This is a genomic window from Desulfallas sp. Bu1-1, from assembly GCF_015594625.1.
In the GTDB taxonomy this organism is placed as follows: Bacteria; Bacillota; Desulfotomaculia; order Desulfotomaculales; family Desulfallaceae; genus JADNRQ01.
The window spans coordinates 50,433-75,576 of sequence record NZ_JADNRQ010000005.1; the positions used below are offsets into that span (position 1 = coordinate 50,433).

At 52.9% G+C, this 25,144-nt stretch carries 20 protein-coding genes; 8 read left to right on the forward strand and 12 right to left on the reverse strand.

Annotation, left to right across the window (positions count from 1 at the left end; translation table 11 throughout):
• Positions 1–52 precede the first annotated feature (52 nt).
• On the forward strand, positions 53–523 hold the full coding sequence (locus tag IT084_RS06915; protein ID WP_195712126.1) for a DUF134 domain-containing protein: 471 nt from the start codon (positions 53–55) through the stop codon (positions 521–523).
• Between the two features lie 183 nt (positions 524–706).
• Here the strand turns inward: IT084_RS06915 and IT084_RS06920 are convergent, their stop codons facing one another.
• Positions 707–2,182 carry a 4-hydroxyphenylacetate 3-hydroxylase family protein gene (locus tag IT084_RS06920; protein WP_195712127.1) on the reverse strand — a complete coding sequence of 492 codons (1,476 nt, stop codon included), beginning with the start codon at positions 2,180–2,182 and terminating at the stop codon, positions 707–709.
• Between the two features lie 138 nt (positions 2,183–2,320).
• The gene (locus IT084_RS06925; protein ID WP_195712128.1) at positions 2,321–2,560 is read right to left on the reverse strand and encodes an AMP-binding enzyme; all 240 of its coding nucleotides are present in this window, start codon (positions 2,558–2,560) and stop codon (positions 2,321–2,323) included.
• Between the two features lie 432 nt (positions 2,561–2,992).
• Here IT084_RS06925 and IT084_RS06930 point away from each other — a divergent pair, with 432 nt between their 5' ends.
• The 7 genes from IT084_RS06930 (at position 2,993) to IT084_RS06960 (ending at position 12,505) form a co-directional block, all read left to right on the forward strand.
• Positions 2,993–3,586, forward strand: a complete 594-nt coding sequence (locus IT084_RS06930; RefSeq protein ID WP_195712129.1) for a TetR/AcrR family transcriptional regulator — start codon at positions 2,993–2,995, stop codon at positions 3,584–3,586.
• Positions 3,587–3,627: 41 nt separating this feature from the next.
• Positions 3,628–5,550 carry a sigma 54-interacting transcriptional regulator gene (locus IT084_RS06935; protein ID WP_195712130.1) on the forward strand — a complete coding sequence of 641 codons (1,923 nt, stop codon included), beginning with the start codon at positions 3,628–3,630 and terminating at the stop codon, positions 5,548–5,550.
• Positions 5,551–5,908: 358 nt separating this feature from the next.
• Positions 5,909–7,594: an AMP-binding protein gene (locus IT084_RS06940; protein WP_195712131.1), complete on the forward strand. Its 1,686-nt coding sequence runs from the start codon at positions 5,909–5,911 to the stop codon at positions 7,592–7,594.
• Positions 7,588–8,028 carry a MaoC/PaaZ C-terminal domain-containing protein gene (locus IT084_RS06945; protein ID WP_195712132.1) on the forward strand — a complete coding sequence of 147 codons (441 nt, stop codon included), beginning with the start codon at positions 7,588–7,590 and terminating at the stop codon, positions 8,026–8,028. The genes IT084_RS06940 and IT084_RS06945 overlap by 7 nt, the downstream gene beginning before the upstream one ends.
• A gap of 60 nt (positions 8,029–8,088) precedes the next feature.
• A complete protein-coding gene (locus IT084_RS06950; protein ID WP_195712133.1) occupies positions 8,089–9,390 on the forward strand; it encodes a DUF362 domain-containing protein in 1,302 nt (433 codons plus the stop codon).
• 454 nt (positions 9,391–9,844) lie between these two features.
• Entirely contained in the window at positions 9,845–10,735 is an 891-nt protein-coding gene (locus tag IT084_RS06955) for a 3-hydroxyacyl-CoA dehydrogenase family protein (protein WP_195712134.1), read from the forward strand.
• A gap of 138 nt (positions 10,736–10,873) precedes the next feature.
• Positions 10,874–12,505 (forward strand): long-chain fatty acid--CoA ligase, encoded by a 1,632-nt coding sequence (locus IT084_RS06960; RefSeq protein WP_195712135.1) that lies wholly within the window; start codon positions 10,874–10,876, stop codon positions 12,503–12,505.
• Between the two features lie 110 nt (positions 12,506–12,615).
• Here the strand turns inward: IT084_RS06960 and IT084_RS06965 are convergent, their stop codons facing one another.
• The 10 genes from IT084_RS06965 to IT084_RS07010 all read right to left on the reverse strand — a co-directional run bounded on the left by IT084_RS06965 (position 12,616) and on the right by IT084_RS07010 (position 24,792).
• Complete coding sequence (locus tag IT084_RS06965) at positions 12,616–13,326, reverse strand: ABC transporter ATP-binding protein (RefSeq protein WP_195712136.1); 711 nt, start codon at positions 13,324–13,326, stop codon at positions 12,616–12,618.
• Complete coding sequence (locus tag IT084_RS06970; protein WP_195712137.1) at positions 13,319–14,083, reverse strand: ABC transporter ATP-binding protein; 765 nt, start codon at positions 14,081–14,083, stop codon at positions 13,319–13,321. Before IT084_RS06970 ends, IT084_RS06965 begins: the two co-directional genes overlap by 8 nt.
• Complete coding sequence (locus tag IT084_RS06975; RefSeq protein ID WP_195712138.1) at positions 14,046–15,074, reverse strand: branched-chain amino acid ABC transporter permease; 1,029 nt, start codon at positions 15,072–15,074, stop codon at positions 14,046–14,048. Before IT084_RS06975 ends, IT084_RS06970 begins: the two co-directional genes overlap by 38 nt.
• A gap of 2 nt (positions 15,075–15,076) precedes the next feature.
• Positions 15,077–15,940 carry a branched-chain amino acid ABC transporter permease gene (locus IT084_RS06980; protein ID WP_195712139.1) on the reverse strand — a complete coding sequence of 288 codons (864 nt, stop codon included), beginning with the start codon at positions 15,938–15,940 and terminating at the stop codon, positions 15,077–15,079.
• Between the two features lie 669 nt (positions 15,941–16,609).
• A complete protein-coding gene (locus IT084_RS06985) occupies positions 16,610–17,917 on the reverse strand; it encodes an ABC transporter substrate-binding protein (protein WP_195712140.1) in 1,308 nt (435 codons plus the stop codon).
• A 367-nt stretch (positions 17,918–18,284) separates the two neighbouring features.
• A complete protein-coding gene (locus IT084_RS06990) occupies positions 18,285–20,108 on the reverse strand; it encodes an acyl-CoA dehydrogenase (RefSeq protein WP_195712141.1) in 1,824 nt (607 codons plus the stop codon).
• A 134-nt stretch (positions 20,109–20,242) separates the two neighbouring features.
• On the reverse strand, positions 20,243–21,016 hold the full coding sequence (locus IT084_RS06995) for an enoyl-CoA hydratase-related protein (protein ID WP_195712142.1): 774 nt from the start codon (positions 21,014–21,016) through the stop codon (positions 20,243–20,245).
• Between the two features lie 58 nt (positions 21,017–21,074).
• Positions 21,075–22,256 (reverse strand): thiolase family protein, encoded by a 1,182-nt coding sequence (locus IT084_RS07000; RefSeq protein ID WP_195712143.1) that lies wholly within the window; start codon positions 22,254–22,256, stop codon positions 21,075–21,077.
• A gap of 161 nt (positions 22,257–22,417) precedes the next feature.
• Positions 22,418–23,290: a 3-hydroxyacyl-CoA dehydrogenase family protein gene (locus IT084_RS07005; protein ID WP_195712144.1), complete on the reverse strand. Its 873-nt coding sequence runs from the start codon at positions 23,288–23,290 to the stop codon at positions 22,418–22,420.
• A 74-nt stretch (positions 23,291–23,364) separates the two neighbouring features.
• Positions 23,365–24,792, reverse strand: coding sequence for a 4-hydroxyphenylacetate 3-hydroxylase family protein (locus IT084_RS07010; RefSeq protein WP_195712145.1), 1,428 nt, complete (start codon positions 24,790–24,792; stop codon positions 23,365–23,367).
• Between the last annotated feature and the right edge of the window lie 352 nt (positions 24,793–25,144).

Sequence of the window (25,144 nt, forward strand, 5' to 3'; positions counted from 1 at the left end):
AATTAATAATTTCCTACACAAAACATTGTTTTTAGGAATGGAGTGCTTGATCATGTCGAGACCGCCAAAATGTCGCCGGGTTGAATTTATGCCCGAAATGACTTATTTTAAACCTGCCGGTATTCCTGTTGTTGAACTGGAAGAAGTGCAGCTAACGGTGGAGGAACTGGAGGCCATCAGGCTCAAGGACCTGCTGGGGCTGGAGCAGGAGGGGTGCGCGGAAAAAATGGGGGTTTCCCGCCCCACCTACCACCGGATTTTATCCTCCGCCCGTGCCAAAGTTGCCGAAGCGCTGGTGGAGGGCAAGGCCATCCGGGTTGAAGGCGGGCATTTTCAAGTTGTCATGCGCCGGTTCAAATGTTTTAACTGCGGCAACCAGTGGGAACTCCCCTGCGGGGTGGGCCCGCGGGGGCACGAGGCAACTTGCCCAAAGTGCCAGAGCAGCGAAGTTTACCGGGTGAATGATCAGGGCCGGCCCTTTGGCTGTCGCTGGCAGGAGCGAGCACTGGAGGATAAGAAGTAAAGCGAAGGATGAACACCCGCTAAATATAATCCATAACCAGCAAAATGAAGGAGCTTGTTAATATTTTAAAAACCAGTGTTTAGTTTATAAACATTGGTTACGGTGCGACTGCAACTGCGTAACCGGCATAAGGGGTTACCATAAATAAATACGGTAACCCCTTGATAATGCCGACATCGAAAATTACTTCTTTTGCCTTGGTTTCATTCCGGCGATGGCCCTGACAATGTCTTTCTTGGCTTCAATATCATACTGGGAGGTAATAGCGATTTGCTCCATAATCGGGGAACCGCCGCCGTGGTATGCGCCATACATCATTGAGCCGGCGGAACCGGAAAGCCCGAAGTCGATGAAGGTCAGCCAGAATTTGATTTGTTCTTCGATGGGTATATTCGGGTTTCGTTTGAGATACTTTTCCAGTAAACCTTTGGTTTCCGGGTTGATCAAGTCCTTTTCGTAAGGGAAGGTTGCGGGCAGGCCGCCTGCAATGTTGCAAAGGATCTCCTGCTCGTGGAAAACGGCTTCGCCGGTCAAACACCTTCCGACGTTGGCATAAATGGAATTGGGAATATAGCTGCCGGGGCCATAAGGCACAAACCCCACGCCGGGCATGTAAACTTCGGGTTTGCCAAGGGCGGATGCCGTGTAGCCGGCCGCATAACCGAGCTCGCCGGTCATTATTAATTCGGCCAGCATTTTACGCACGTGCGGGGTCTTTTCAATGCCGTTGATCTCCGCCGCCAGGGCGGCCAAGCCGATAACAAAGTCAAGCATGGCCGGCTTGCAACCGGAGTAGGAATGACGGTGGAACAGGGCGAACAGCAGGGCCGCCACGCTGCCGTGCAAGGTTTCCCCGCACAAAAATACACGTTCCCAGGGTACGAAGCAGTCGTCAAAGATAACATAAGAATCGGTGTAACCGTATTCTATTCCCCTTTGAAAGTGGTCGCGCTTGCGGGCGTTGTGGAAATGGACAATCTGCTTTACACCTTCATAATCCCCGGGAACCGCAAAGCACACCGCATAGGCTTCTTCACCCTTTTTCAATGCCCGGGTCGGCACTACCAAAATTTCGTCGGCGATCGATGCTTCAGAGATGTGAACTTTGGAGCCACGCACGATAATGCCGTCGCTTCGCTCTTCCACCACGTGCACGTACATATCGGGGTCTGTCTGCTCAGAGGGCCGCTTCAGGCGCTCTCCTTTGACGTCTGTCTGCGCGCAGCAGGCTACGAGGTCTTCGGTCTGGAAGCGTTTCAGCCATTTTAGCCAGTTGTCGTGATATGCGGTTTTGGCCTGGGGTGACTTCTGCGCTTCGTAAGAAACCGCGTGAATTGCGTTGGCAGCATCAATACCCATGCACCGCTGAATGCACTGCCCGACTTTGTTGCACAGATACCGCGTCATGTCTTGTTTTTTGTGCAGGTCTTCCGTGTTCTGGTGAATATGGTTGAAACGGTTGATGGTCTCCCCGGTGATGTGGGAAGTGGCGGTGCAAAGGTCTCTGCTGGCCGGATCCCAGGCCGCGTCAAAAGTCAAGCCCATGACGTTAATAGCTCCTTCATGTCGCTCATCCAACCGGTCTATCTTTTCACCGTTGCAGTAGAGGTTACGGTTCATCTTGCCCAGCCTTTCGATATATTGGGCTCTTGTTCTCATGTTCATTCTCCTTTCGTTTTCTTTTTCCTTGTGCAAATAGCAATACCCGTGGTGCGAACCTTAATCTTCCTTCGTTCTCGGCATAATTTTATTGCAATATCGATGCCAATAGCGGCAGTTATACTCAATTCCGTTTTATCATTCATTGTGTTCTTCCTCTTTTAACAGCCGGCGCAGAACCTTGCCCGTGCCCGACGCCGGCAGGCTTTCCCTGAACTCCACCTGGCTGGGGTACTTGTATGCGGCCATATGTTCCATGGACCATTGAATTATTTCTTCCGGGGTCACTTCGGTTTTCATAACATATATAAGATTGATTTCGCTGCAAAAACCGTTACTTGTATCTGGCGATCCGGCGGTTTCTTCCGTTCGTTTCACAATTTTACTCTTAAGGACGGTGAAGCTTGTAGTTAACGCTTGCAACTCACTGCCTAACTACTTCTTCACGCCCTAAGGGGTCATGACTCTTGGGATATGACGGGCTAGGAACCGCATCCAGTGTTCCACTCACTCCAGAAATCCGCCGGATCGCCTGCCGCTACGGTGTTTTTGCAGTTAAATCAAGATTAAAAAAATTTTGTCAATGCCGTATATACGATATTTATATAAATTGGCTGTTTATCGTTTAATTACTGATAAATCCCTGCAATTTTTCATAAAGGTACTTAATTGTATATTGACGGAATATTTTTAATTATATATATTATAATTAACAAACCGGCTGGCCGGTACTATCATGTTTACGGTCGTTTGAGTTGATAGCTGGTTATTTGGTTAAACGGTTTGGGGTATAAAAAGAGGTGAACTAATGTGGACACGCGCGGTAAAATAATTCAATCCGCCGTCGAATTGTTTGGTCAAAAAGGCTATCATTCCACTTCCATTCAGGAAATCGGGGAGCATGCCGGGGTCAGTAAGGGCGCCATATTTCATTATTTCCCGAACAAAAGCGAAATCTTATTCGTCATTCACGAAAAGTTTATTGATATCATACTGGAGAAGGCGGACCACGTGCTGCACCGGGAAGACCTCAGCGCCACTCAAAAATTGCGGGAGTTAATTGTGGACCTGGTTCAACTGATAGCTGATTTTAAGCCTTATGTGGTGGTTTTTTTTAAGGAGTATAAATATGTGGACGAAGACAGGCTGGCCATCATTAAAGCCAAGCGGGACAGGTGCGAGCAAATTTTTAAAGCGGTTGTGGAGCAGGGGGTTGCCGGCGGGGAATTCAGGCGGGACCTGGATATCGACATGATTGTCAAGGCCATTTTCGGCATGTGTGATTGGACGCACCAGTGGATGAGGCCGGACGGCAGGCTTACGCCCCGGCAAATCGCCCTGACTTTTTGTGATCTCCTGCTGGGTGGGCTACGGCAACAGGTTTCAGGAGACAGGCCGGCGTGAGCAATTTAAAATAACGCGATTTAGAGGTGGTTCCTGTGACAGTGCCCAAGGTTGGAGTAATAGCGCCCCATTCCGGTTTCGGCAAAATAGCGGGGGATTTGGCTGAAGAGTTGGGGATTAATCTGGTGCTGAAGGAGTTTAACCAGGCTGAACTGACCGGCTTGCTGAAAAGCTGGGAAAACGGCACTGCCATAGAAGCGGTGGTTACCGGCGAAGCAATCGCCGCTCCACTACGGGAAAACACCGTTTTACCCGTCATAACCGTTCAGACGTCGGGATACGAGGTGTTCGCGGCGTTGAACAGGGCCAGGGCAGTGGGCAACCGGGTGGTGCTGGCGGAATATGATTATTATGTCGCCCGGTATGACCTGATGAATTTCACCGCTGTTTTGGGGCTGAACGTCCGGGTTTTGCCTTACAGGGAAAAGGAACAACTGGTTGAAATGTTGCAAGACATGCGAAATGAAGTTGATGCGGTGGTGGGGACCGCCGTTACGGCGGCGGAAAGCGCCAGGGAGGTTGGACTGCCTTCATTCCTGATACAATGCGACCGCGGGGCGATCCGGGACGCTTTGGAGAACGCGGTGCAGATCAGCCGGGTCAGGCGTAGAAACATTAAGTTGTGCCGGTCCTTGCAGGCTGTTTTAAACAGCGCTTATGACGGTATCATGGCGGTGGACGAGCGGGGGAACTTGGCCATTTTCAACCCGGTGGCGGAAAAAATCACCGGCCTTCCGGTAAACCAGGTGCTGGGGGAGCCGGTCAGCCGGGTCCTTGAGATGAGCGCGCTGTGCAAGGAAATCTATGGCGACGGCGGCCCGGCCTGCGGGGAGATACTGGCGCGGGGCGAACTCCCTCTCGCAGTCAACCGGGTGCCCGTATCGCTGGGAAAAAACCAGTCCGGCCTGGTCATTACGTTTCAGGCGGCGGGCAAGATTAAACAGCTGGAAAATAAAATGCGCCGGGAATTGCACCGGCAGGGGCTGGTGGCCCGCTACCGTTTCAGCGATATTGTGGGCCGCAGCGCCATGATCGAAGAAACCATCAGGGAGGCCCGCAAGTATACCCGTTCGGACGCGGCCATTTTAATTACGGGCGAGAGCGGCACCGGCAAAGAGCTGTTCGCCCAGAGCATCCACAACGAGAGCGCGCGCCGGGGCGGGCCGTTTATTGCCATCAACTGCGCCGCTTTGCCTGAAAGCCTGCTGGAAAGCGAGTTATTCGGTTACGAGGAGGGGGCTTTTACCGGCGCTAGAAAAGGGGGCAAACAGGGTCTGTTTGCCCTGGCCAACGGCGGCACAATCTTTCTGGATGAAATAGGCGACCTCAGCCCGGCGCTGCAGGCCCGCCTGCTGCGGGTATTACAGCAGAAAGAGGTTATGCCGGTGGGCGGGCAGCGGGTGATTCCCGTTGATGTCCGGGTGATCAGCGCCACCAATCGTAATTTGCAGGAGGCGGTGGAGCGGGGTGATTTCCGGATGGACCTGTATTACCGGCTCAATGTGCTGCACCTGCATATACCGCCGCTGCGCATGCGCATGGAAGACCTGCCCTTGTTGTTCAAACATTTTTTCCAGCGCCTTGCCGGGCCCGAGCGCATGAAGGAATTGCAAATCACCGACCGGGTGCTGGAGGAACTGAAAAGTTACCTCTGGCCGGGCAACGTGCGGGAACTGGAGGGGTTTGTGGAAAGGTACGTGGCGCTGGGCGAAGAAGACACCGCCAATTTCACCACTTTTCGAAGCCTGCTGCAAAAGATGAAGCAAAACCATCACGCCGAAGCATCCATTCACGATAAACAGGTACTGGTTTTAAAGCTTGGCAACATGGAGGAAATGGAGCGCCAAATTATTGAACAGGCCATGGAACTGGTGGGCGGCGGCAAGGGGGAACTGGCCAGGGTACTGGGGCTGAGCCGTACCACTCTGTGGAAAAAGCTGAAAAAATTCGGCAAGACGAGCTGACCGTATATACGTTGTTTTGTTTTTCCTGCGTTTAGAAAATTAACTCGGGGATGCGGCAATTAACAATACGTGCTATAATTACGGGCGCCGGCATGTGATATTGCCGCGCTTTTATGTTGGCACGAATTTTGCAACTCATGTTCCCTGGAAACTGCCTGTTGATGCGCCGGGTGTTTAAATTGCCGGGTGCCTTGAAACGCCCGGTTTATTTGCATAACTATGACGGGGCGGCTGCAGAAATATGTGCTGGTGTTCAGTAATTTAACAAGCATTTTCCACTTCTTTTTTAAAATTATGAATAAAAAAATTGGATACGGTGGCTTGTTGCCACGGGAATATATTTTAAGGAAGTTTTGGGATGGAAAAAATATGGCTTAAATCGTGGCCCGCTGGGGTACCGAAACAACTTAATTACATCAATGAGCCAATTTTCCGCGTGTTGTCCGGGCATGCGCGCCTGGCTCCGGGACGCGTTGCGGTGAATTATTACGGGCGGGCCATCACCTACGGGGAGTTGGACAGGTTGACGGACTGTTTTGCTGCTTCCCTGGTGGAACTGGGTATCCGGAAGGGCGACCGGGTCAGCCTGTACATGGAAAATTGTCCCCAGTTGATCATTGCCATGATCGGCGGGTGGAAGGCCGGTGCCGTAATGGTGCCGTCCAATCCCATGTTTCTGGGGGATGAGCTTGTTTACCAGCTGGTCGACGCGGGCGTGGAAACCATTGTCTTACAGGATGATATTTATCCGGTCTTTGAAGCCGTCAAAAAGCGGACGCCGGTTGAAAACGTAATTGTAACCGGACGCAAAGATTTTTTGCCCGGCACACCCACTCTGCCGCCGCACCATACCCTTTTGACGGCGCCTATTGACGCCCCGGGCGCGTTGCCGTTCAAGGACATGCTGTCCGGAAAAAAAACGGGGTTCACCGGCATGGAGCCCGGCATGGATGACCTGGCCCTGCTGATGTATACTGCAGGCACGACCGGTATGCCCAAGGGGGCGATGATCAGCCACCGTAACCTGATCTCCAACACTGCCGGGTCGGCGGCCTGGGTTGACGGTTGCCCCGGGGATATTCACCTGGCCGTGCTGCCCCTGTTTGAAGTCACGGGCCTTGTGCACAGCATGGCGATGCCTTTATATACCGGCGGAACCATCATCCTGCTGGCCCGGTTTGAGACCGAGACTGTGCTGGAGGCGGTGGAAAGATACCGTTGTACTCACTGGGCGGGTATTGCCACGATGAGTATCGCCGTGGTCAACTACCCGAATGTTGCCGGGTGGGATCTGACATCGCTTCGCTACTGTTTGACCAACGGGAGTCCGGAGGTAATGAAATTTTTCCGGCAATTGACCGGGGCCAAATTGATTAATGGATACGGTTTAAGTGAAACCATTTCCCAGGTGACCCTCGTCCCCCCGGAAAAACCCCGCACCGGCTCGGTGGGCATCCCGGTGCAGGAGACGGACATCAAGATTGTCGATATTGACGACAGGGAGAGAGAACTGCCGCCGGGCGAAGAAGGGGAGTTGATGGTGAAAGGCCCCCAGGTGATGCAGGGTTACTGGAACAGGCCGGGCGAAACCAGGCGGGCCCTGCGTGACGGCTGGCTGGCCACGGGCGATGTGGCATGCGTGGACGAAGACGGGTATGTTTACATCGTCGGGCGCAAAAAAGAGCTGATTAAACCTTCCGGGTTTATTATTTTTCCCCAGGAGGTTGAAAATTTTTTATACGAGCACCCCGCCGTGGCGGAAGCTGTTGTGGTCGGCATCCCCGACCCCTACCGTATCGAAACGGTCAAGGCATATATTGTGCTGAGGCAGGAATACGCCGGTAAAATCAGCGAGCAGGACATCATCGAGTGGTCCCGGCGAAAAATGGCCGCCTACAAATACCCCAGGGTGGTGGAATTTGTGCCCGAATTGCCGCATAACGGCAATGGCAAGGTAAACAGGTGCTTTGTGGCGGATATGAATAAAAGTTGTTATGGTTTAAATCGTAATCCGGGCGGGATAAAGGAGGAGTTTGATTGCTGAGTAATTATTTCGAGGATTTTCATCCCGGTGACCGCTGGGTTTCCCGTGGGCGCACCATTACCGAAACCGATATCGTGATGTTTGCCGCTTTTAGCGGGGACTGGTACCAGCTGCACACCGACCGGGAATGGGCGGCGCGGACCCAGTTCGGCCGGAGAATTGCCCACGGGCTTCTGGTGTTGTCCGTGGCTTCGGGTTTTTGGGACCTGTCGGGGGGAACGGTGATAGCGTTTTACGGCATGGATCACGTGCGCTTTACCGGGCCCACTTTTATCGGCGATACCATCCATGCGGAATTAGAGGTGGTGGACAAACAGGAAAAAGGGCCGGACCGGGGGCTGGTAAAAATTAAACAAGAAATTAAAAATCAACATGATCAAGTTGTTGCGGCGGCGGTTTTGCAACTGTTGATGAAGAGAAAACCCGGCGCGTAGATGCCCGGGTTCAATTTGTTGATCAAAGGATAAATTAATTATTTAACGGAGGTATTACATATGACTAAACCGGTTGTTTCCGTGGTCAAGTTTGATGACGCTTACCAATCGCTGCGCCGGGCCCTGGACCTGTGTCAGGGTCTTGGGGACTTGAACCCGGGTGATAAAATTCTGATCAAGCCCAACCTGGTATCCTGGGACTTTGACCTGCCTTTTCCTCCCTACGGGGTGGTGACCACGTCAGCGGTGATGTGGGCTCTGGTGCGGGTTCTGGCAGAAGAAGGCTTTACCGGTATTACCATCGGGGAAGGGCCGCTGATGGTGCCCAAAACCATCGGCCAGGCCATGTACAAGGAACTGGGCTACGATAAATTAAAAGAAAAATACGGGGTCAAACTGGTGGACTTTAACGAGGAAAAATTCGTCAAGGTTGATTGTAACGGCCTTGAGTTATCCCTGGCGGAAAAAGTTTTGGAGGCCGATAAAATCATCAATGTGCCGGTCCTTAAAACGCACAACCAGGCCAAGGTGTCCTTGGGCATTAAAAACCTGAAGGGTTGCATCAACCGGGCCTCCAAGATGTTCTGCCACGGCAAGGACATCGATCTTAACTATACTTTCCCGCATATTGCGGAAAAATTGCCTGTGGCACTGACCATTATTGACGGCGTGTTCAGCCTGGCCAAAGGACCCGGTCCCACCGGCAAGGCCGAGCGGTTCAACATGCTGGTGGCGTCCCGCGACATCCTGGCCGCGGACGTGGTGGGCGCGGCGTTGCTGGGTTACAAGGCGAGCGAAGTGGAACACCTGGCTTACTTCGCCAAGCGCAACGGCGGCAGCGTCGATATCAACGATATTGACGTGCGGGGAGAAGATGTGGAGAAAAACGCCATGTTCCTGGATTACGACTGGGAATGGACCGGGGACAACACCGGCCCCGTGGGATATGCAAAGCGCGGCATTACCGGGCTGGCCGTGCGCAAGTACGACAATACCATGTGCACTGGCTGCTCCATGCTGTTCAATCCTGTGCTGATCATGCTCATGTCGGCGTACAAGGGTGAGCCCTTCCCCAACATCGAGGTGATCAGCGGCAAAGTGCAGACGGCATCTCCGGGTTTTGATCATACGGTTCTGTTCGGCATGTGCCCCTACAAGTTAAATAAGGACAATCCAAACATCAAAAATGCCATCGCCATCAAAGGCTGCCCGCCGGACCTCAGGGAGTTTGAAAAGGCCATGCAGGAAGTGGGCGTAGCGTGCGACTATAACGAGTACGTTAAGTACCGTCACTATATTTTCAACCGCTACAAGGCGGAGGAAGGCTTTGATTTGGGGCTGTTTAAAATACGGGAGGCGTAGTACACGGGTATGCATTGTTGGTAATTTAACAAATGCCGGGTAAACATGGTTGAGGTTTTGCGGTGGTGGGCGGAAGAGGTTAAGCGCCTGGCCGAACAGTTAGCTAATGAAGCTTCAGCAAACTATTCCGCGCCAGGTGGGTTAATGTCGCTTGCCGCCACGTGTTTGTTAACTAAATAAACATTATTGTTAACAAAATGGACTATAGTTTGGAATATTTTAAATTTTAAGACCCCGGGAGCCTTCTAAAATTTAAGTTAAATCAATAATTTTGTAATATTTATAATATTTGAGTTGATAAAGGTTTGTTTGTTTCATAAGGTACAAGTATTGCATAAACCGTTTTACATATATTCCCGTCTAAAAAGCATTTGCTTGGGAGGCCCGGGATTAGTTTGGTAATCAATGCGTCCGGTTTATATAAATGATGAAAGAATGAAGGGATTGATGGTCAGTGAAGGTTGCGGGAATCAACAAGGTTTGCGTGGTGGGCGCAGGTACCATGGGCCACCAGATCGCCCTCTGCGCGGCGCTGGCAGGGTACAAGGTAGCCTGCAACGACATCAATGAAGAAGCATTGGAGAGAGCCAGGCGGTTTATGGATAAATACTTGCCCGACCGGGTTGCCAAGGGCAAGATGACCGCAGAGACGGCCCGGGCGGGTAAGGAAAACCTGAGCTTTACCACCGACCTTGAGGAGGCGGCAAGGGATGCAGACCTGGTAATCGAGGTTATCCCGGAAGTGCTGGAGCTAAAGCGGCGCATGTTCGCCCGCCTGGACAAAATCTGCCCGCCGCACGCATTACTGGTTACCAACAGCTCTTTTATTGTCAGCTCCAGGCTGGCCGATGTCACCGGTAGGCCGGAGAAAATCTGCAATATGCATTTCTTCGTGCCCCCGCTGGTCATGCTGCCGGTTGAAGTGGTCAAAGGACCACATACTTCGGAGGAAACAGCTCAAACAATCGCGGATGTCTGCAGGAGCATGGGCAAAATCCCCATTATGCTGGACAAGGAGATCCATGGTTTCCTGGTCAACCGGATCTTGTCGGTGGTGCAGAGGGAAGCCCTGTTCCTCTATGACACCGGCGTAGCATCGTATGAAGACATTGATCTCGCGGTCAAAGAAGGGTTGGGCCATAAAATGGCCCCATTTTACCAGATGGATTTAATCGGCCTGGACTTGGTGCTTTTAATCGGCATGGAACATTACCGTGAAACCGGCAACCCGGAATATAAACCCTCTCCCGCGGTGGTGGAAATGGTGGCGAAAAATAGGTTGGGCCGCAAAACGGGCAAGGGGTTTTACGATTACGGACAAATGCTGGACGAAAGGGGGTATTGATGACTGTGCAATGGCGTTATGCCATTGTTGTAAAAACTGATTTTGAAAAATTAAAAATTGCTTCAATTTTTGAAAGTAGTTATCCGAATTTTTAGAAGGTTACTTGATGAATTACTATAACAGGCTGGAGGTGCTTGCATGGATTTTCCAAGGCCATATTTAAAGGTTTACCAGGACGGAGGGGTGGAATGGGACATTAAGATTGAGCCGAGATCATTACATAGCTTGTTGTTTGATTCGGCTAAAAAATACCCGGAAAAAACAGCGCTTATTTTCTACGGGCACAAAATCACCTTTGCCCAGTTGGCGGGTGCCGTAAAAAGGACCGCGTCGGTATTACATGAACTGGGCCTTCGCAAGGGGGACAGGGTTGCCGTAATGCTGCCCAATTGCCCGGATTTTGTCATTGCATATTATGCCATCTTGAGCCTGGGCGGTATTGTGGTCAATACCAACCCCATGTATGTGGAAAGGGAAATAGAGCACCAGGTCAACGATTCAGGGTCCAAGATGATCATCACCCTTTACGACCTGTATTTCCGGGTGAAAAATGTGCGGAACAACACCCCGTTGGAAAAGGTTATGCTCACCGGGTTTACCGGCAAGCCCGGCGACATGCCTGACGATACTCTCTGGTTTCCGGATTTTTACGCGCAGGACCGTCCACCCGTGCCGGAGGCGGAAATCGACCCGCTGGAAGACCTGGCCGTGTTGCAATACACGGGCGGCACCACCGGTGTTTCCAAGGGGGCCATGTTGACGCATTATAATTTATACGCCAATTCCCAGCAGACCGACCATTTCTTTATCGGTGAGGAGAAAAAACAGCTTACCCTGGCTGTGTTGCCATTCTTTCACGTGTATGGCATGACCTCCTGCATGAACCTGGCCATGGCCGCCGGAACTACTTTGATCCTGGTACCGCGTTTCGTGCCGGAGGAGATAGCCAAAATAATCAGCGAATACAAGCCCACGTTCTTCCCGGGCGTACCGACCATGTTTATCGCTTTGCTTAATTGTCCCGAATTCAAGGATTACAGCAACGTGATGGTGTACAATTCCGGCGGCGCGCCCATGCCCGTGGATGTCATCCTGAAATATGACAAATTGCTGGAGGGAACCGGCTCGGATATAGGAGAGGGCTACGGTCTTTCCGAATCCTCACCCACTACTCACTGCAACCCGCTTTTTGGTGTTAAAAAGCCGGGCAGCATCGGCATTCCCTTCCCGGCCACCGACGCCGCCGTGGTTGATCCCGGAACCGGGAAATTCTTGCCGCCGGGCCAGGTGGGAGAGCTTGTTATCCGGGGGCCCCAGGTGATGAAAGGTTACTGGAATATGCCGGAACAAACCGCGCAGACCCTAAAAGACGGTTGGTTGTACACCGGCGATATGGCCAGAATGGACGAGGACGGGTATTTTTATATTGTCGACCGTAAAAAGGATATGATTATTGCCAGCGGCTACAACATCTACCCGCGGGAGATTGAAGAAGTGCTGTTCGAGCATCCCAAGGTGCAGGAGGCGGTGGTGGCGGGAGTACCGCATGCCTACCGGGGGGAAACGGTGAAAGCCTATATTGTGCTCAAGCAGGGAGAAACCGCGACGGAGGAAGAGATAATAGCCTACTGCAAGGAAAAGCTGGCTCCCTACAAGGTACCCAAGCTAATTGAATTCAGGAATGAACTGCCCAAGTCAGCGGTGGGTAAATTGCTGCGGCGCAAGCTGGTGGAGGAAGAAAAGCAAAAATTACAAGCTTCCGGAAAATAAATCAAAAAAAGCCACTCCTCAATGTGCGGCTTTAAGTTTAAATTAAAAAAGGCCCAATAAAACCCGGCACAGTACTGCCGGGTTTTATTGGGGTATTGGGGGGGAAGGGATTATGCTCCAAGATAAGCTTTTTTAACCATATCATTATTTCTAAGCTCCCGGCTTAAGCCGGACAGCACCAGTTTCCCGTTTTCCAGAACATATCCCCGGTCTGTAATCATTAAGGCCATATTGGCGTTTTGTTCCGACAGAAAGACCGTGGTGCCCATTTCCTTGCTGATGCTTTTAATGGCATCTGCTATTTTCTGCACTACCAGCGGCGCCAGCCCCATGGAGGGTTCGTCCAGCAGCAGCATGTCCGGTTTGGACATCAGCGCGCGGGCGATGGCCAGCATCTGCTGCTGCCCGCCGCTGAAGGTTCCGGCCGGCTGGTTGCGCCTTTCCTTGAGAATGGGAAACAATTCGTAAACCTGTTCCAGGGTCTGCTGCACCCCTTTGGGGTCTTTGCGCCTGGTGTATGCCCCCAGCATCAAATTTTTGTATACCGACAGCTGGGGAAATAGCTGGCGTCCTTCCGGGCAGAGGGACAAGCCCAGTGCCACTATTTTATGGGGTGGCAGCTTGTTGATTTTCAACCCCTTGAATTCGATTGATCCATTGGCTGGTTTCAACACTCCGGCAATGGTCCTGAATAGCGTGGTTTTTCCGGCGCCGTTGCTGCCCAGGAGCGCGACAAATTCCCCTTTTTCAATTTCCAGGGAGACATTCCGGATTGCCGCAAAACCGCCGATGACCGTGGTGACTTCCTTCAATTTAAGCAACGTAATCCCCTCCCAGGTAGGCCTCAATAACTGCTTGGTCTTTGCTGACCTCTTCAGGGGTTCCTTCGGCGATCTTTTCACCAAAATTTAATACCACTATCCGGTCGGCCAGGTCCATGATCATGCGCATTTTGTGCTCGATTATACATATTGTAAGTCCTGCCGCTTTCATTTTTTTGATCAAGTTGGTTATTCCGTCGGTCTCTTCCTGAATTAAACCGCCGGTGGGTTCATCCAGAAGGATGACCCGGGGACTGCTCATCAGCGCCACCCCTATGGCCAGGCGTTTTTGTTCCTCCTGGGAAAGGGTTGATACAAAGTGCAGCGCTTTTTCCGCCAGGCCGATGAAACCCAGTGTTTCCATGATTTTAGCCTCGCACCCGGCCCGGTCTTCTTTCCAGCGGCGGGTGTGAAAGATAGTGCTCCAAAAACCGCTGCTGGTGCGCAATTTATACCCGATGGCCAGGTTATCCACCACCCGCAGCTGGTCAAACAGGGCGGTGGTTTGAAAGGTGCGGGCGATGCCTTTATGGGCGATGTGGTAGGGTTTAAGACCCGAAATATCTTCGCCATTCAGGTAAATTTTGCCGGAAGTGGGACGCAGCATGCCGCTGATCAAATTAAACACGGTGGTTTTGCCGGCCCCGTTTGGACCGATAATGGCTAAAATATCCCCCCGGTTGACACCAAAACTGACTTCGCTTACGGCAACCAGACCTTCAAAATGCTTGGTCAGGTTTTCCACTTTCAGCAGCACTCGGTACACCTGCCTTCCTGCGATGAGAATAATTCACTGCTTTAACCCGCAGGCTTGCCAGCCCGCCCATCAGTCCCCTGGGAAAATAAATGATGACCACGATTAACAGAGCTCCAAAGATCAGCTGGCGGTATTCCTCCAGGAACTGCATGTATTCCATCAATATGGGGATGGCGAATGCGCCGGCGATTGGCCCGGACAGGGTGGCCGCGCCGCCTAAAAGGAGATAGACCAGCCAGTTGAAGGTAAGCGTGTAAGAAGCGGTGCTGGGACTGATGCTGCCGATGATGCTGGCGTAAATTCCCCCGGCCAGGGCGGCGAAAAAGTTGGCCACAACAAACGAAAGCATCTTGGTGGCGAAGGTATTAATGCCCACCGCGTCCGCCAGCACTTCATTATTACGGACGGCCATAAAACTAAGCCCCTGCAGGGAATAAACCAGCCGGTGCATTACGAATAGCGTAAGCAGCAAAAATGCCAGCACAAGGTAGTATTGAGCCGTTTGGGTTTGAAACGTGATCTCCCCGGCCAGGGGCAGCGGTATGGGGGAGGGGCGGGGTATGCCCACCACGCCGGTGTGGCCCCCGGTTAGCGACACCCAATTGCCGGCGATTATGGATACTATGACGCCAAAACACAATGTGGCGATGGCGAAGTACGAGCCCCGCGTGCGCAGGGTTGGAATGCCGATTAAGAATCCAACCAAGGCGGCCAGCAGGGCTGAGGCCGGTAGCGCCAGCCAGAAAGAAACCCCCGCTTTGGTCATCAATCCCACCCCGTAAGCCCCGATACCGAAAAAACCGGCATGGGCCAGGGATGCCTGGCCGGTATAGCCCAGGATCAAGTTCATACTCAAGGTGGCTATGGCAAAAATGCAGCTAATGATGATGATCTGAAAAAAATAGCGGTTGGGCACCAGTAGCGGCACTGCCAGGGCTATGGCCAGTATTGCCAGGTAAAACCATTTTTGCTTTATCAACTGCAAAACCAATGTTAACCGGCCTCCTTTCCAAACAAGCCAGTGGGTTTGATGGCCAGGATCAGGATCAGGGCGCCAAAGGCGAATACATCTTTGTAATCAGCCGATATGTAACCGCCTCCAAGGGCCTCAATCAGCCCCAGGATATACCCGCCGCATATCGCGCCGGGTACGCTGCCCAGGCCGCCTAGAATAACGATGATAAATGCCTTCATTCCCAACAAGGCGCCCATGCTGGGGGAGACCATGAAGATGGGGGCGACCAGGGAAGCGGCTGCGGCGGCCGTGGCGGTGGCTATGGCAAAGGTCATGGAGGACACCCTGTTTACATTTATCCCCACCAGCATGGCTCCCTCCCTGTTTTGGGCCACTGCTTCAATGGTGGTTCCGGGGGTGGTTTTTTTTAGGAATAGTTGCAGCAAAATTATTAACACAATGGCCGCGATGATAACAAGCAAGCGCTGCTGGGTCAGGATAATACCCATAATCTCAATGGGATTGGGGTAGGGATTGGGAATGCGCTGGCCCTGGGGGCCCCATGCTACAATAACAAATGTTTCCAGAAACATCAGCGCCCCGATGGCCGAGATGAATGAATTGATGTGGGGCTGGTTTCTCAGGGGGCGGTAAACCACGCGTTCAACGAACATTCCCACCAGGGCCAGGACGACCATGGAGGAGATCATGGCCGTCCAAAATCCGAAACCGTAAAGAGTCACCAGGAAAAAGGTTACATAACCGCCGAGCATGTAAAGATGGCCGTGGGCAAAGTTCGGTATGTGCAAGATGCCGAAAACCAGCGTCAGGCCCAGGGCCACCACGGCGTAAGTGCTTCCCAGCATAATTCCGTTAATTATCTGTTGAAGAAACAGTTCCATCGGGTCCCACCCTTCTTGCTGTATGAATTCTATAAAATAATGACGTGTAAGTCTGTTTCCGCACCCTTCAAGGGGGAATATTATAACTTGCTTGTAAATTGTCTTGAATCAATTGATCCTGCCCCGGGCCGGCGAAGTGGTTTTTGGGGCAAACGCCGAACAATGATCGCTTGGGGAGAAGAGCATGAATCAATGATTTTTTCCCTGCCGGGGTTTTGTTGCCTGTATAAACCACCTCCTTTGAGTCAGATCAGATATAAAATGATTAACAAGGCCTGTCTGTAATAAGATTTTAAAAATGTTTAAAATTAAAATAAAAAAATAAATTTACATTAATGAGAAAATTAAATATATTTGCATGCACAAAGTATGCCATTGACCTGGCAAATTGGAACCTTTGGGATAATCCAGAAAGGACTTTCTTTTAGGATGGGCTGGCGATTTCGACCGAATATTATCGTTAAAAAGATAAACAAAAATGTTGTTTAATTGAACATTGCTGCTGGAAGAGCCTCGGTTGCGCTGCATCACAGCTCCGTAATGGTGGTAGCTTATTCAATAAATGTAACCGTTTTTATTGCTGTGCCGTTGACCGGGAACGCATGAAATCCCGAACAAGTCCATGGGGAGAGCAAATCCCACCTCCGGAACGGAGGTGGGAACGCAAAGTTACTTGGTGTAATTTTCCAGCGGCATCCATTTATGGGGATTGGAGGCGGTTATTTTTTGTTTAAGCTGGTTAAACTCGTCTTCCGTCTTGGTCCAGTAAATATAGCTGATTGGTGTTTCATATTTGCCCTCTTTAATTATCTGCACGGAACCGGACACCAGCATTCGTCCCGTGTCTTTTATCCCGTAGTATTCCGCCGGGTATTTATCCCCGGTGAGAGGGAATACTTTCGGAAATGCGGCCCTGATGGCACGAACGTCTTCCACGGTGCCGGCTTCCTCCATGGCCCGGGCCAGTGCGTGCATGGCGCAGTAGTTGAGCACGGCCTCCCAGGTGTTGTGTACTTTATATTTTTCGGTGTACTTATTATTAAAAATACTCGCCATTTGGGTTGGTATGTCCTTCACCGCCGCCACGCCGATGACGTTTTCCATCATGCTGGTGCTGCCTTTGAAGACCTCGTCGACAATGTAATCCATCTTGGCCTGGTCGATCAGGATGAAGCCGCCCTTATAACCCAGTGTCCGGGCCTGTTCTATCACCAGCCCGGTGGGGGACGAGGGTCCTCCGACAACCATAACATCGGGCTTGGTGGCAATGGCCGCGGTCAACTGGGAGGAGAAATCCGTTTCGGTGTAATAATTGGCCGGCTGGTCCGCGGTAACTTGACCGCCCAGCTCGTGTTCCCAGTACTCCTTGAAGGCTTCACGCCACTCGTCGCCATACGCCCCCAGGGTGATCACCATGGCCGCCTTGCGCCAGCCCTGCTCCCAGGCCACGTCGGAAAAGCCCCTGACGTATGCCGTAAACGGAGGTGGGATGGATACGGTCAGCTCGTTGTTCATTTCATCAACTTTTGGGGTGCTGGTGTAAGCCATAATGATGAATTCGTTTCCGGGTTCCTGGTTTATTTCCATCATCGGAGCGATGGTATTGAATACAGGATTGAACACCGCGGGCGCCTTGTACTGATCGCGGAACCGCCTGGCGTTGTTCACCGCCTGGGTGGGATCGGCCATATCATCCAGTTTTTCCAGTTTGAACACATACTTTTGGCCGTTGACGGTGATGCCGCCGGCTTCGTTGATGTCGTTAATTGCGCAGTCGACGCCGTTGAGACAATCCTGCCCGTATTGCGCGCCTGGTCCGCTCAGGGGACCGGTGTAACCGATAATCACCTCTTTGGGCGGTTCGCCCGAGCCGCCGCCGGATTTATCCCCTTCCTGCTTCGAGCCGCCGCCACAGCCTGCCAGGGCAAGCGCCAGGCTCAACACTAGTAAAAAGGTCAATCCTTTTAACCGCTTCATTTTTTTCCCTCCAAGCATTAGTTAGTAACCGGTCTTGAAACTTTCCAAATGAACAAGCGCCGCTTATGTTAGGTGTTTTTCCCGGAAAATCACCTCCTTGCCTGTTAGTAATTAATTTTTAAAATACATAAAACATAGTAAATTAAAAAAAATTAGAAAATTATGTTGATTTATGCCTTAATCATTTATTGGTAAAAGTGTACAAATTCATTATAAACGGTGGGATTTGAACAAATAATATTTTTCCCGCCAAATGACATAATGCTTATTACGGGGGCGCCTTAATTATGACGCGCCCCCGGTATCATATATGCGATGTTATCAGAGCTATCCGGCGAATGTAACACGGTATTGAATTTCGCCGGGTTTACAGTCCTTCTTCCAGGATATCGACAGCGGAAGTGTCGCAGTCCTTGATGATTTCGGCAATTTTAAATATCTCGGGAACAATGTTCCTGATATAGAACCTGGCGGTTTGCACTTTCCCCTGGTAGAACGGGTAGTCAAAGTGATTCTCGCCCAGTTCCTGGATCTTCTGTAATGCAACCGCCGCCTGTTCCAACAGCAACGACCCGCCCCAGAGCATGGCGGTGGCGTGCAGAACCCTGGTGGAGTATAAGGGCACGATTTTAATGTTTTTGGCGAAGTTCGCGGCGATAAAGCCCTGAATTTCCCGGTAGGCGCCCACCGCCTTGCTCATGATTTCATATTCCCGGGCAAAGCCTTCGAGGTCTTTGTTGCTTTCAATGGACTCGGCCACTTCCTTGAACCACTCGGCAAAAATCTTGCCGTTGTCCAGCCTCCACTTTCTGCCCACCAGGTCCAAGGACTGGATAAAGTTGGTGCCCTCCCAGATGGACAGGATTTTGGAATCCCTGGCGCACTGGGCCACGGGGTATTCCTCGGTAAAGCCGTACCCGCCGTGTACCTGGATGGCTTCCGCGGTGGTCTGCCAGACCATATCCGAGGGATAGGCTTTGATCAGCGGGTTGTTGACTTCGATTCTTCTCTGGGCCATTTTCCTTTCTTCGGGGTCATTGCTGTACCTGGACAGGTCAATGTAATAAGAGTTTTTCATGATCATGGCCCGGGAGGCCTCGATGATGGATTTCTGGAACAGCAGCATCCTCCTGATGTCCTCGTGCTCGATAATGCGCACCCTCGGGCCCTTGGGATTGCTGATCGACTTGCCCTGGACGCGTTCCTTGGCGTACTGGAGTGCGTAGTTGTAAGCCGCCTGGGCGATGGCCATGGCGGTAAGGCCGGTGCCCTGCCTGGCGCCGTTCATCATTACGAACATCTGGGCCATACCTTCGGCCTTTCCGTTTTCATCGGGGGGGTTCCCTAGCAGGATGCCGCGGCAGGTGCCCTCGTCACCGAAGCTCAACATGGCGGTGGCGGAACCCTTGATGCCCATTTTGTGTTCAATGGCCACCGTGGTTACGTCGTTGGGCTCGCCCAGGCTGCCGTCCTCATTGACCCAGATTTTGGGGACAATGAACAGGGAGATGCCCTTGGTGCCGGGAGCTGCTCCTTCGCATTTAGCCAGCAGCAGGTGAATGATATTTTCGGTCAGGTCATGGTCGCCCGCGGTGATGAAACACTTGGTCCCCTTGATTTTATACACCCTGGGGTCTTCGGTGGCAAAGGCCTTGGTGGTGATTTCCCCCACGTCGGAGCCGCAGCAGGGTTCGGTCAGGCACATGGTGCCCGACCATTCGCCGCTGTACATTTTGGGCAGGAACCGTTTTTTGTCTTCTTCCGTGCCGAACAATTCGATCAAGTTGGATGCGCCTTTGGCCAGGCCGATGTAAGGGTGAAAGGCCGGGTTGGCCGCGTTGAAAAACTCCTCCAGGGCAATGTGCAGCAAGGTGGGCAATTTGCCCTCCTCGTCGGGGTCGAACTGGGAGTTGCCGTAACCGTTTTCTTGCATGAATTGGTAAAGTTTGTGGAAAGACGGCGGTGTAGTTACTTTGCCGTCCTCGAATTTGGCGCCGATTTTGTCCCCGTCGATGTTGGTGGGGGCGACGACTTCCTTGGCCACCTTCAGGCCTTCGTCCAGGATCATGTCAATGTCGTCCATTTCGTAGTTGTCCTTGAAGGCGTCGAAGTTCAGGATTTTTTCCGTGTTCAGCCATTCTTTGAGGATAAATTTGTGGTCGCGATTGGAATAGATGAAGTTGCTGGACATGTGTTCGCTCTCCTTTTCGTTAATTAGCTATTTAACTTGCTCCTCTCACTCCGGAAATCCGCCGGATCGCCTTGCATCTCGTTGTGACTTGGCTATCCGGCGGTTTCTTCCGTTCGTTGCGCGGCGAGAAATTGTTACCTGCCCTTAAAGTCGGGCGGCCTCTTCTGGAAGAAGGCCGTGGCACCCTCTTTGGCGTCCTCGCTGGCGAACACGACGGCGGAGCCGGCCTGTTCGATTTTAATGCCTTCCTCAATGGTGGTGTCGAGGCCCTTGGTGACCGCTTTCAAAATTTCCCTGATGGCGATGGGTGCGCCCTTGGCCAGCCTGGCGGCCAGCGCCTTGGCTTCGGACAGCACTTGTTCGGCGGGCACCACTTTGTTGACCAGCCCGTAGCTCAGGGCCTCTTCGGCGCTCAGGGGGTCGCCGGTAAGCATCACTTCCAGAGCCTTGGTTTTGCCGATCAGCCTGGGCAGGCGCTGGGTGCCGCCCCAGCCCGGGATGATGCCCAGCTTGACCTCGGGCAGCCCGATTTTGGCGGAAGCTGATAAAATCCTGAGGTGGCAGCTCATGGCCAGCTCGTTTCCGCCTCCGAAGGCGCTGCCCTGGATCGCCGCGATCACCGGCTTGGGATAGTTTTCAATTTTCAGGAATACGTCGTGGCCGCTGATCTTGGGGGTATTGCCGGCCTGGATGGAGGCAAATTCGCTGATGTCCGCCCCGGCGGAAAAGAGTTTTTCACCTGTTCCCGTGATCACAATGGCCCTAACTTCATCATCGCCCAGACACTCGTCCAGCAGGTTGTTCAAATCGCGTAGCACGCCCTGGCTGAGGGCGTTGGCCGGCGGGTTGTTGATTGCCGCCACTACATACCCGTTCTCCTTTTCCACTACCAGTTTGGTGTACTCCATATCAAAAATCCTCTCCTTGCGGGTTTCATTGTAATAAATCGAACCTTTGTTGTGGTTGTCAGCACTTTTCGATAATGGTGGCCACACCCTGCCCGCCGCCGCAGCAGGCGGTGATAAGGGCGTATTGACCGTTTCTCCTGTGCAGTTCATAGACGGCTTTAACGGTCAGGATGGCCAGGGACCCGGCAATGGGGTGACCCAGGGCGATGGCCCCGCCGTTGGGGTTGAATTTCTCCTGATCACGCCAGTCGATGCCCAGTTCCCGGCAGCAGGCGATGGCCTGCGCGGCAAATGCTTCATTTAGCTCGATTACGTCCATCTGGTCAATGGTCATCCCGGCCATGGCCAGGGCCTTTCTGGTTGCCGGGACGGGTCCCATGCCCATAATATTGGGGTCCACTCCGCCGGCGCCGTAGGCGCGGATTACGGCCATGGGTTTCAGGTCCAGTTCCTCCGCCTTTTCCCGTGATGTGATCAACAGCGCGCCGGCTCCATCGTTAATGCCGGACGAGGTTCCCGCGGTTACCGTGCCGCCCTTTTTAAAGACGGGAGGGAGCTTGGCCAGCGCTTCCATGGTGGTGTTGGGACGCGGGTGTTCGTCCACCTCGAATACCACCGGGTCGCCCTTCTTCTGGGGTATTACCACCGGAACGATCTGTTCCTTGAACCGGCCCTCTTTTAGCGCCCTGGCCGCCTTGACCTGGCTCAAATATCCGAACTCATCCTGCTCTTCCCTGGGCACGTTGAAACGCTCGGCCACGTTTTCGGCGGTGATGCCCATGGGCGGGTCGCCGATTTCCTGGGGGCTCAAGGGTCTTGGCATAATCCACCTTGAGGGGGCCCGCTGGTAAGCCGAAGCGGGTTTTTCCAGCAGGTAGGGCTGGCGGGTCATGCTTTCCACCCCGCCGGCCAGGTAGATGTCGCCCACCCCGGCCCGGATATGCGTAGCCGCCAGGTTCACCGCGGTGGAACCGGAACCGCACTGGCGGTCAATGGTGATGGCAGGAATTTCCATGGGCAGGCCCGCCATCAAAAGGGACATCCGGCCGATGCAGCCGGGCGCACCCAGGCAGTGCCCGAAAATTACCTCGTCAATCAACCCGGGTTGTTTGAGGCCGCTCCTGGCGACGGCCTCCTTCATTACCAGCGCCGCCAGGTGCTCCGGCGGAACATCTCTGAGGGCGCCATTTTCCCTGGCGATGGGTGTCCTTACGGCGCTGACGATGACTGCTTCACGCATTGTTGCTGCTCCTTTCGTTAATAAATAATCAACAACTGATTACAAGGCACTCCCTTTTTTGAAATAAATTGAAAACTTGGCAGGCTGGGCGACCCTGTCTGTTGTGCGTCGCCCAGCCCGTTTATCGCTTAATTTAGCCGCAATTATTTACCAACTAAGTCCTATTTTTTGCTGTAATCGTAGAAACCCTTGCCTTTCTTTTCGCCCCATTCTCCCTTGACGAATTTCTCCACGATGATGGGGGAGGGCTTGTAAGCCGGGTCGCCCGTTTCCCGGTAGCGTTCCATGCCGATATAGTAGGACAGGTCGATCCCGGTAAGATCCATCAGGCGGAACGGTCCCATGGGATGGCCCAGGGCGTAGACCACGGCCTTGTCGATGTCCTCGTAGGAGGCCACGCCCATGTCGTAAATGTGCAGTGCTTCGTGATTGATGGCGGCCACAATCCGGTTGACCAGAAAGCCGTAGATCTCCTTTTTCAGCATGACCGGAACCTTGCCGATGTCCTTGGCCAGGTCGTAGATTTTCTGGGCCACTTCATCCGAGGTATGCGGCCCGTTCACAACCTCCACCAGCTTCATGACCAGGGCGGGGTTGAAGAAGTGCATGTTGCACACTTTTTCCGGGCGCTTGGTGGCCGGAGCGATTTTGGAGCTGACGATGAACGAGCTGTTGGTGGCCAGGATGGTATGGGGCGGGCAGATTTCGTCCAGCTGTGCGAATAGCTTCAGTTTCAGGTCCAGTTTTTCCAGGATGGCTTCCACCACCACGTCGGCGTCCCCGGCGGCCTCTTTCAAATCCGTGGTGAAGGAGATGTTGGCCCTGGCCTGCTTGGCGACTTCTTCGGTCATTTTGCCCTTGGCCACTCGCTGGGGCAGGTAGGTGTCGGCAAAGTTTTCCGCTTTTTTCAATATTTCCTCGTTAATGTCGGTGCACTTCACCTTGTAGCCCGCAATGGCGAAGCAAAGGGCGATTTGGTGACCCATGTTGCCGGCGCCCACTACGCAAATGTTGTTGATTCCCGGTATTGTCATTGATTAACACCTCTCCTTGATAATTTTTTTATCTTGCACCCGCCCGGCAGGGCGGGACCGCTTCAGGATCGCTTTTACTCTTCGATTCCGGCCAGGCGCTTGGCGATTTTTTTCTTGGCGTTGATATCGTACATACCCATGATGGCGATCTTTTCCATGATCGGCGAGCCGCCGCCGTGGATACCCGCCACCTGTGACACCCCCGCGTGGGCCGAGCACAGCATGTCGCTGCAAAGCCGGAAGCAGCGGTGCACGTCGTCGGCGCTGATTTCGGGATTGCGCATGATATACTTGTTCAGCAAATCCCTGGTGACCGGGTTGAGGAAATCGCCCTCCGGAGGCAGGGTGGCGGGGAGCCCGCCGGCGATATCGGCCAAAATTTCATGCTCGTGATAAACATTGACCCCGGCGTGGTAACGTGCCACGTTGGTGTAGACGAAATTGGGCACGTAGGTCCCGGAAGCGGCCTTGGATGCTTTCACCGCCGAGGCGATGCCGGTACCGTAAACCAGCTCGGCCACAGCCACCAGGTCGGCCAGTTTGTCCCGCACGTGGGGGGCCTTGGCCACCCCGTTGTATTCGGCCACCAGCGCGGTGGCGCCCATGATTACATCGGTAACGGCGGGCTTGCACCCGGTGTAGCTGTGCCGGTGGTAGTTGGCGAACTGGATGGCCAGCTGGCCGGCGAATTTGGTTTCGCCGCACAGGAATACCCGCTCCCACGGTACGAATACGTTATCAAAGATGGTGAGGGAGTCGGCGGAACCGTATTGTTCAATGGGAGCCTTGAATTCCTTTCTCTGCCTGGGCGCGGTGGCGCGGCAAACCAAATACACGCCCTCGGTATCCGCCGGTACGGCGAAGGCCACCGCCCAGTCGGCATCCTTTTCCGTCATAAATCGGGTAGGCACAACGATAATTTCATCGGCATAGGGCGCAATGGTGTTATGCGCCTTGGCCCCGCGCACCACGATGCCGTCGGAGCGTTTTTCCACCACCCGCAGGTACAGGTCGGGGTCCACCTGCTCGTGGGGCCGTTTCATCCGGTCGCCCTTGACGTCGGTTTGGGCGCAGTTGCCCACCAGGTCGTTTTCCTGATAATATTCCAGGTACTTGAGAAAACGCTCGTGATAGTTGGTGCCCATGGCCAGGTCGCAGTCCTTGGTCACCACCGACAGGGCGTTCAGCGCGTCCACGCCCATGCAGCGCTGGATGCAGCCGCCCACGTGCTGGCATAAAAACCGGGTCATCTCTTGTTTTTTCAACAGGTCGTCCACGCTCTGGTGAATATGGGTGAAGCGGTTGATGGTTTTGCCGGTGATGTGCGATTTGGCGGTCATTAAATCCGCGTATTTCGGGTCGGCTGCGAAGTTGAATGTTTCGGCAATTACGTTCTGGCCGGGGATCAGCTGGGGGTCGTCCCTTTCCAAAAGCTGCCCGTTGATGTACACGTTTTTGCGCATGGAGCGAAGCTTTTCCCTGTACTGTTCCGCGGTTCTCAACTATTTTACCTCCTTAAAACGACGGTATTGTTTGTGATGACTGTATTTATTGGGGGGGTGCCGGGGCCGGTTTTTTGTTCCTGCCGTCCCGGCATATCAAAATTCCACAGCAATTTTTGTGCCAAAAGGTTTTGTTTTAAGGTTTTTTTAGAAAATTACTACTATTACAGGAGTTGCAACAATTGAACCGCCTCTGACGAATGAAACAAGTGGGGAGTCGTTCATTTTTTAAACGTGATAATTTATTTGCTTAACATTTGGGGCCGGGGTGCGGCGGGTAAAGGATAAATTGGTCAACATGTTGACCTTTCCCGGAACGAATGGAGTGTGGTATAAAAATTGCATTTTAAAC

Coding starts and splice junctions, on each gene's coding strand:
- IT084_RS06915 (WP_195712126.1), top strand. CDS start 53: ATGTCGAGACCGCCAAAATGTCGCCGGGTTGAATTTATGCCCGAAATG.
- IT084_RS06920 (WP_195712127.1), bottom strand. CDS start 2,182: ATGAGAACAAGAGCCCAATATATCGAAAGGCTGGGCAAGATGAACCGT.
- IT084_RS06940 (WP_195712131.1), top strand. CDS start 5,909: ATGGAAAAAATATGGCTTAAATCGTGGCCCGCTGGGGTACCGAAACAA.
- IT084_RS06950 (WP_195712133.1), top strand. CDS start 8,089: ATGACTAAACCGGTTGTTTCCGTGGTCAAGTTTGATGACGCTTACCAA.
- IT084_RS06960 (WP_195712135.1), top strand. CDS start 10,874: ATGGATTTTCCAAGGCCATATTTAAAGGTTTACCAGGACGGAGGGGTG.
- IT084_RS06980 (WP_195712139.1), bottom strand. CDS start 15,940: ATGGAACTGTTTCTTCAACAGATAATTAACGGAATTATGCTGGGAAGC.
- IT084_RS06985 (WP_195712140.1), bottom strand. CDS start 17,917: ATGAAGCGGTTAAAAGGATTGACCTTTTTACTAGTGTTGAGCCTGGCG.
- IT084_RS06990 (WP_195712141.1), bottom strand. CDS start 20,108: ATGTCCAGCAACTTCATCTATTCCAATCGCGACCACAAATTTATCCTC.
- IT084_RS06995 (WP_195712142.1), bottom strand. CDS start 21,016: ATGGAGTACACCAAACTGGTAGTGGAAAAGGAGAACGGGTATGTAGTG.
- IT084_RS07000 (WP_195712143.1), bottom strand. CDS start 22,256: ATGCGTGAAGCAGTCATCGTCAGCGCCGTAAGGACACCCATCGCCAGG.
- IT084_RS07005 (WP_195712144.1), bottom strand. CDS start 23,290: ATGACAATACCGGGAATCAACAACATTTGCGTAGTGGGCGCCGGCAAC.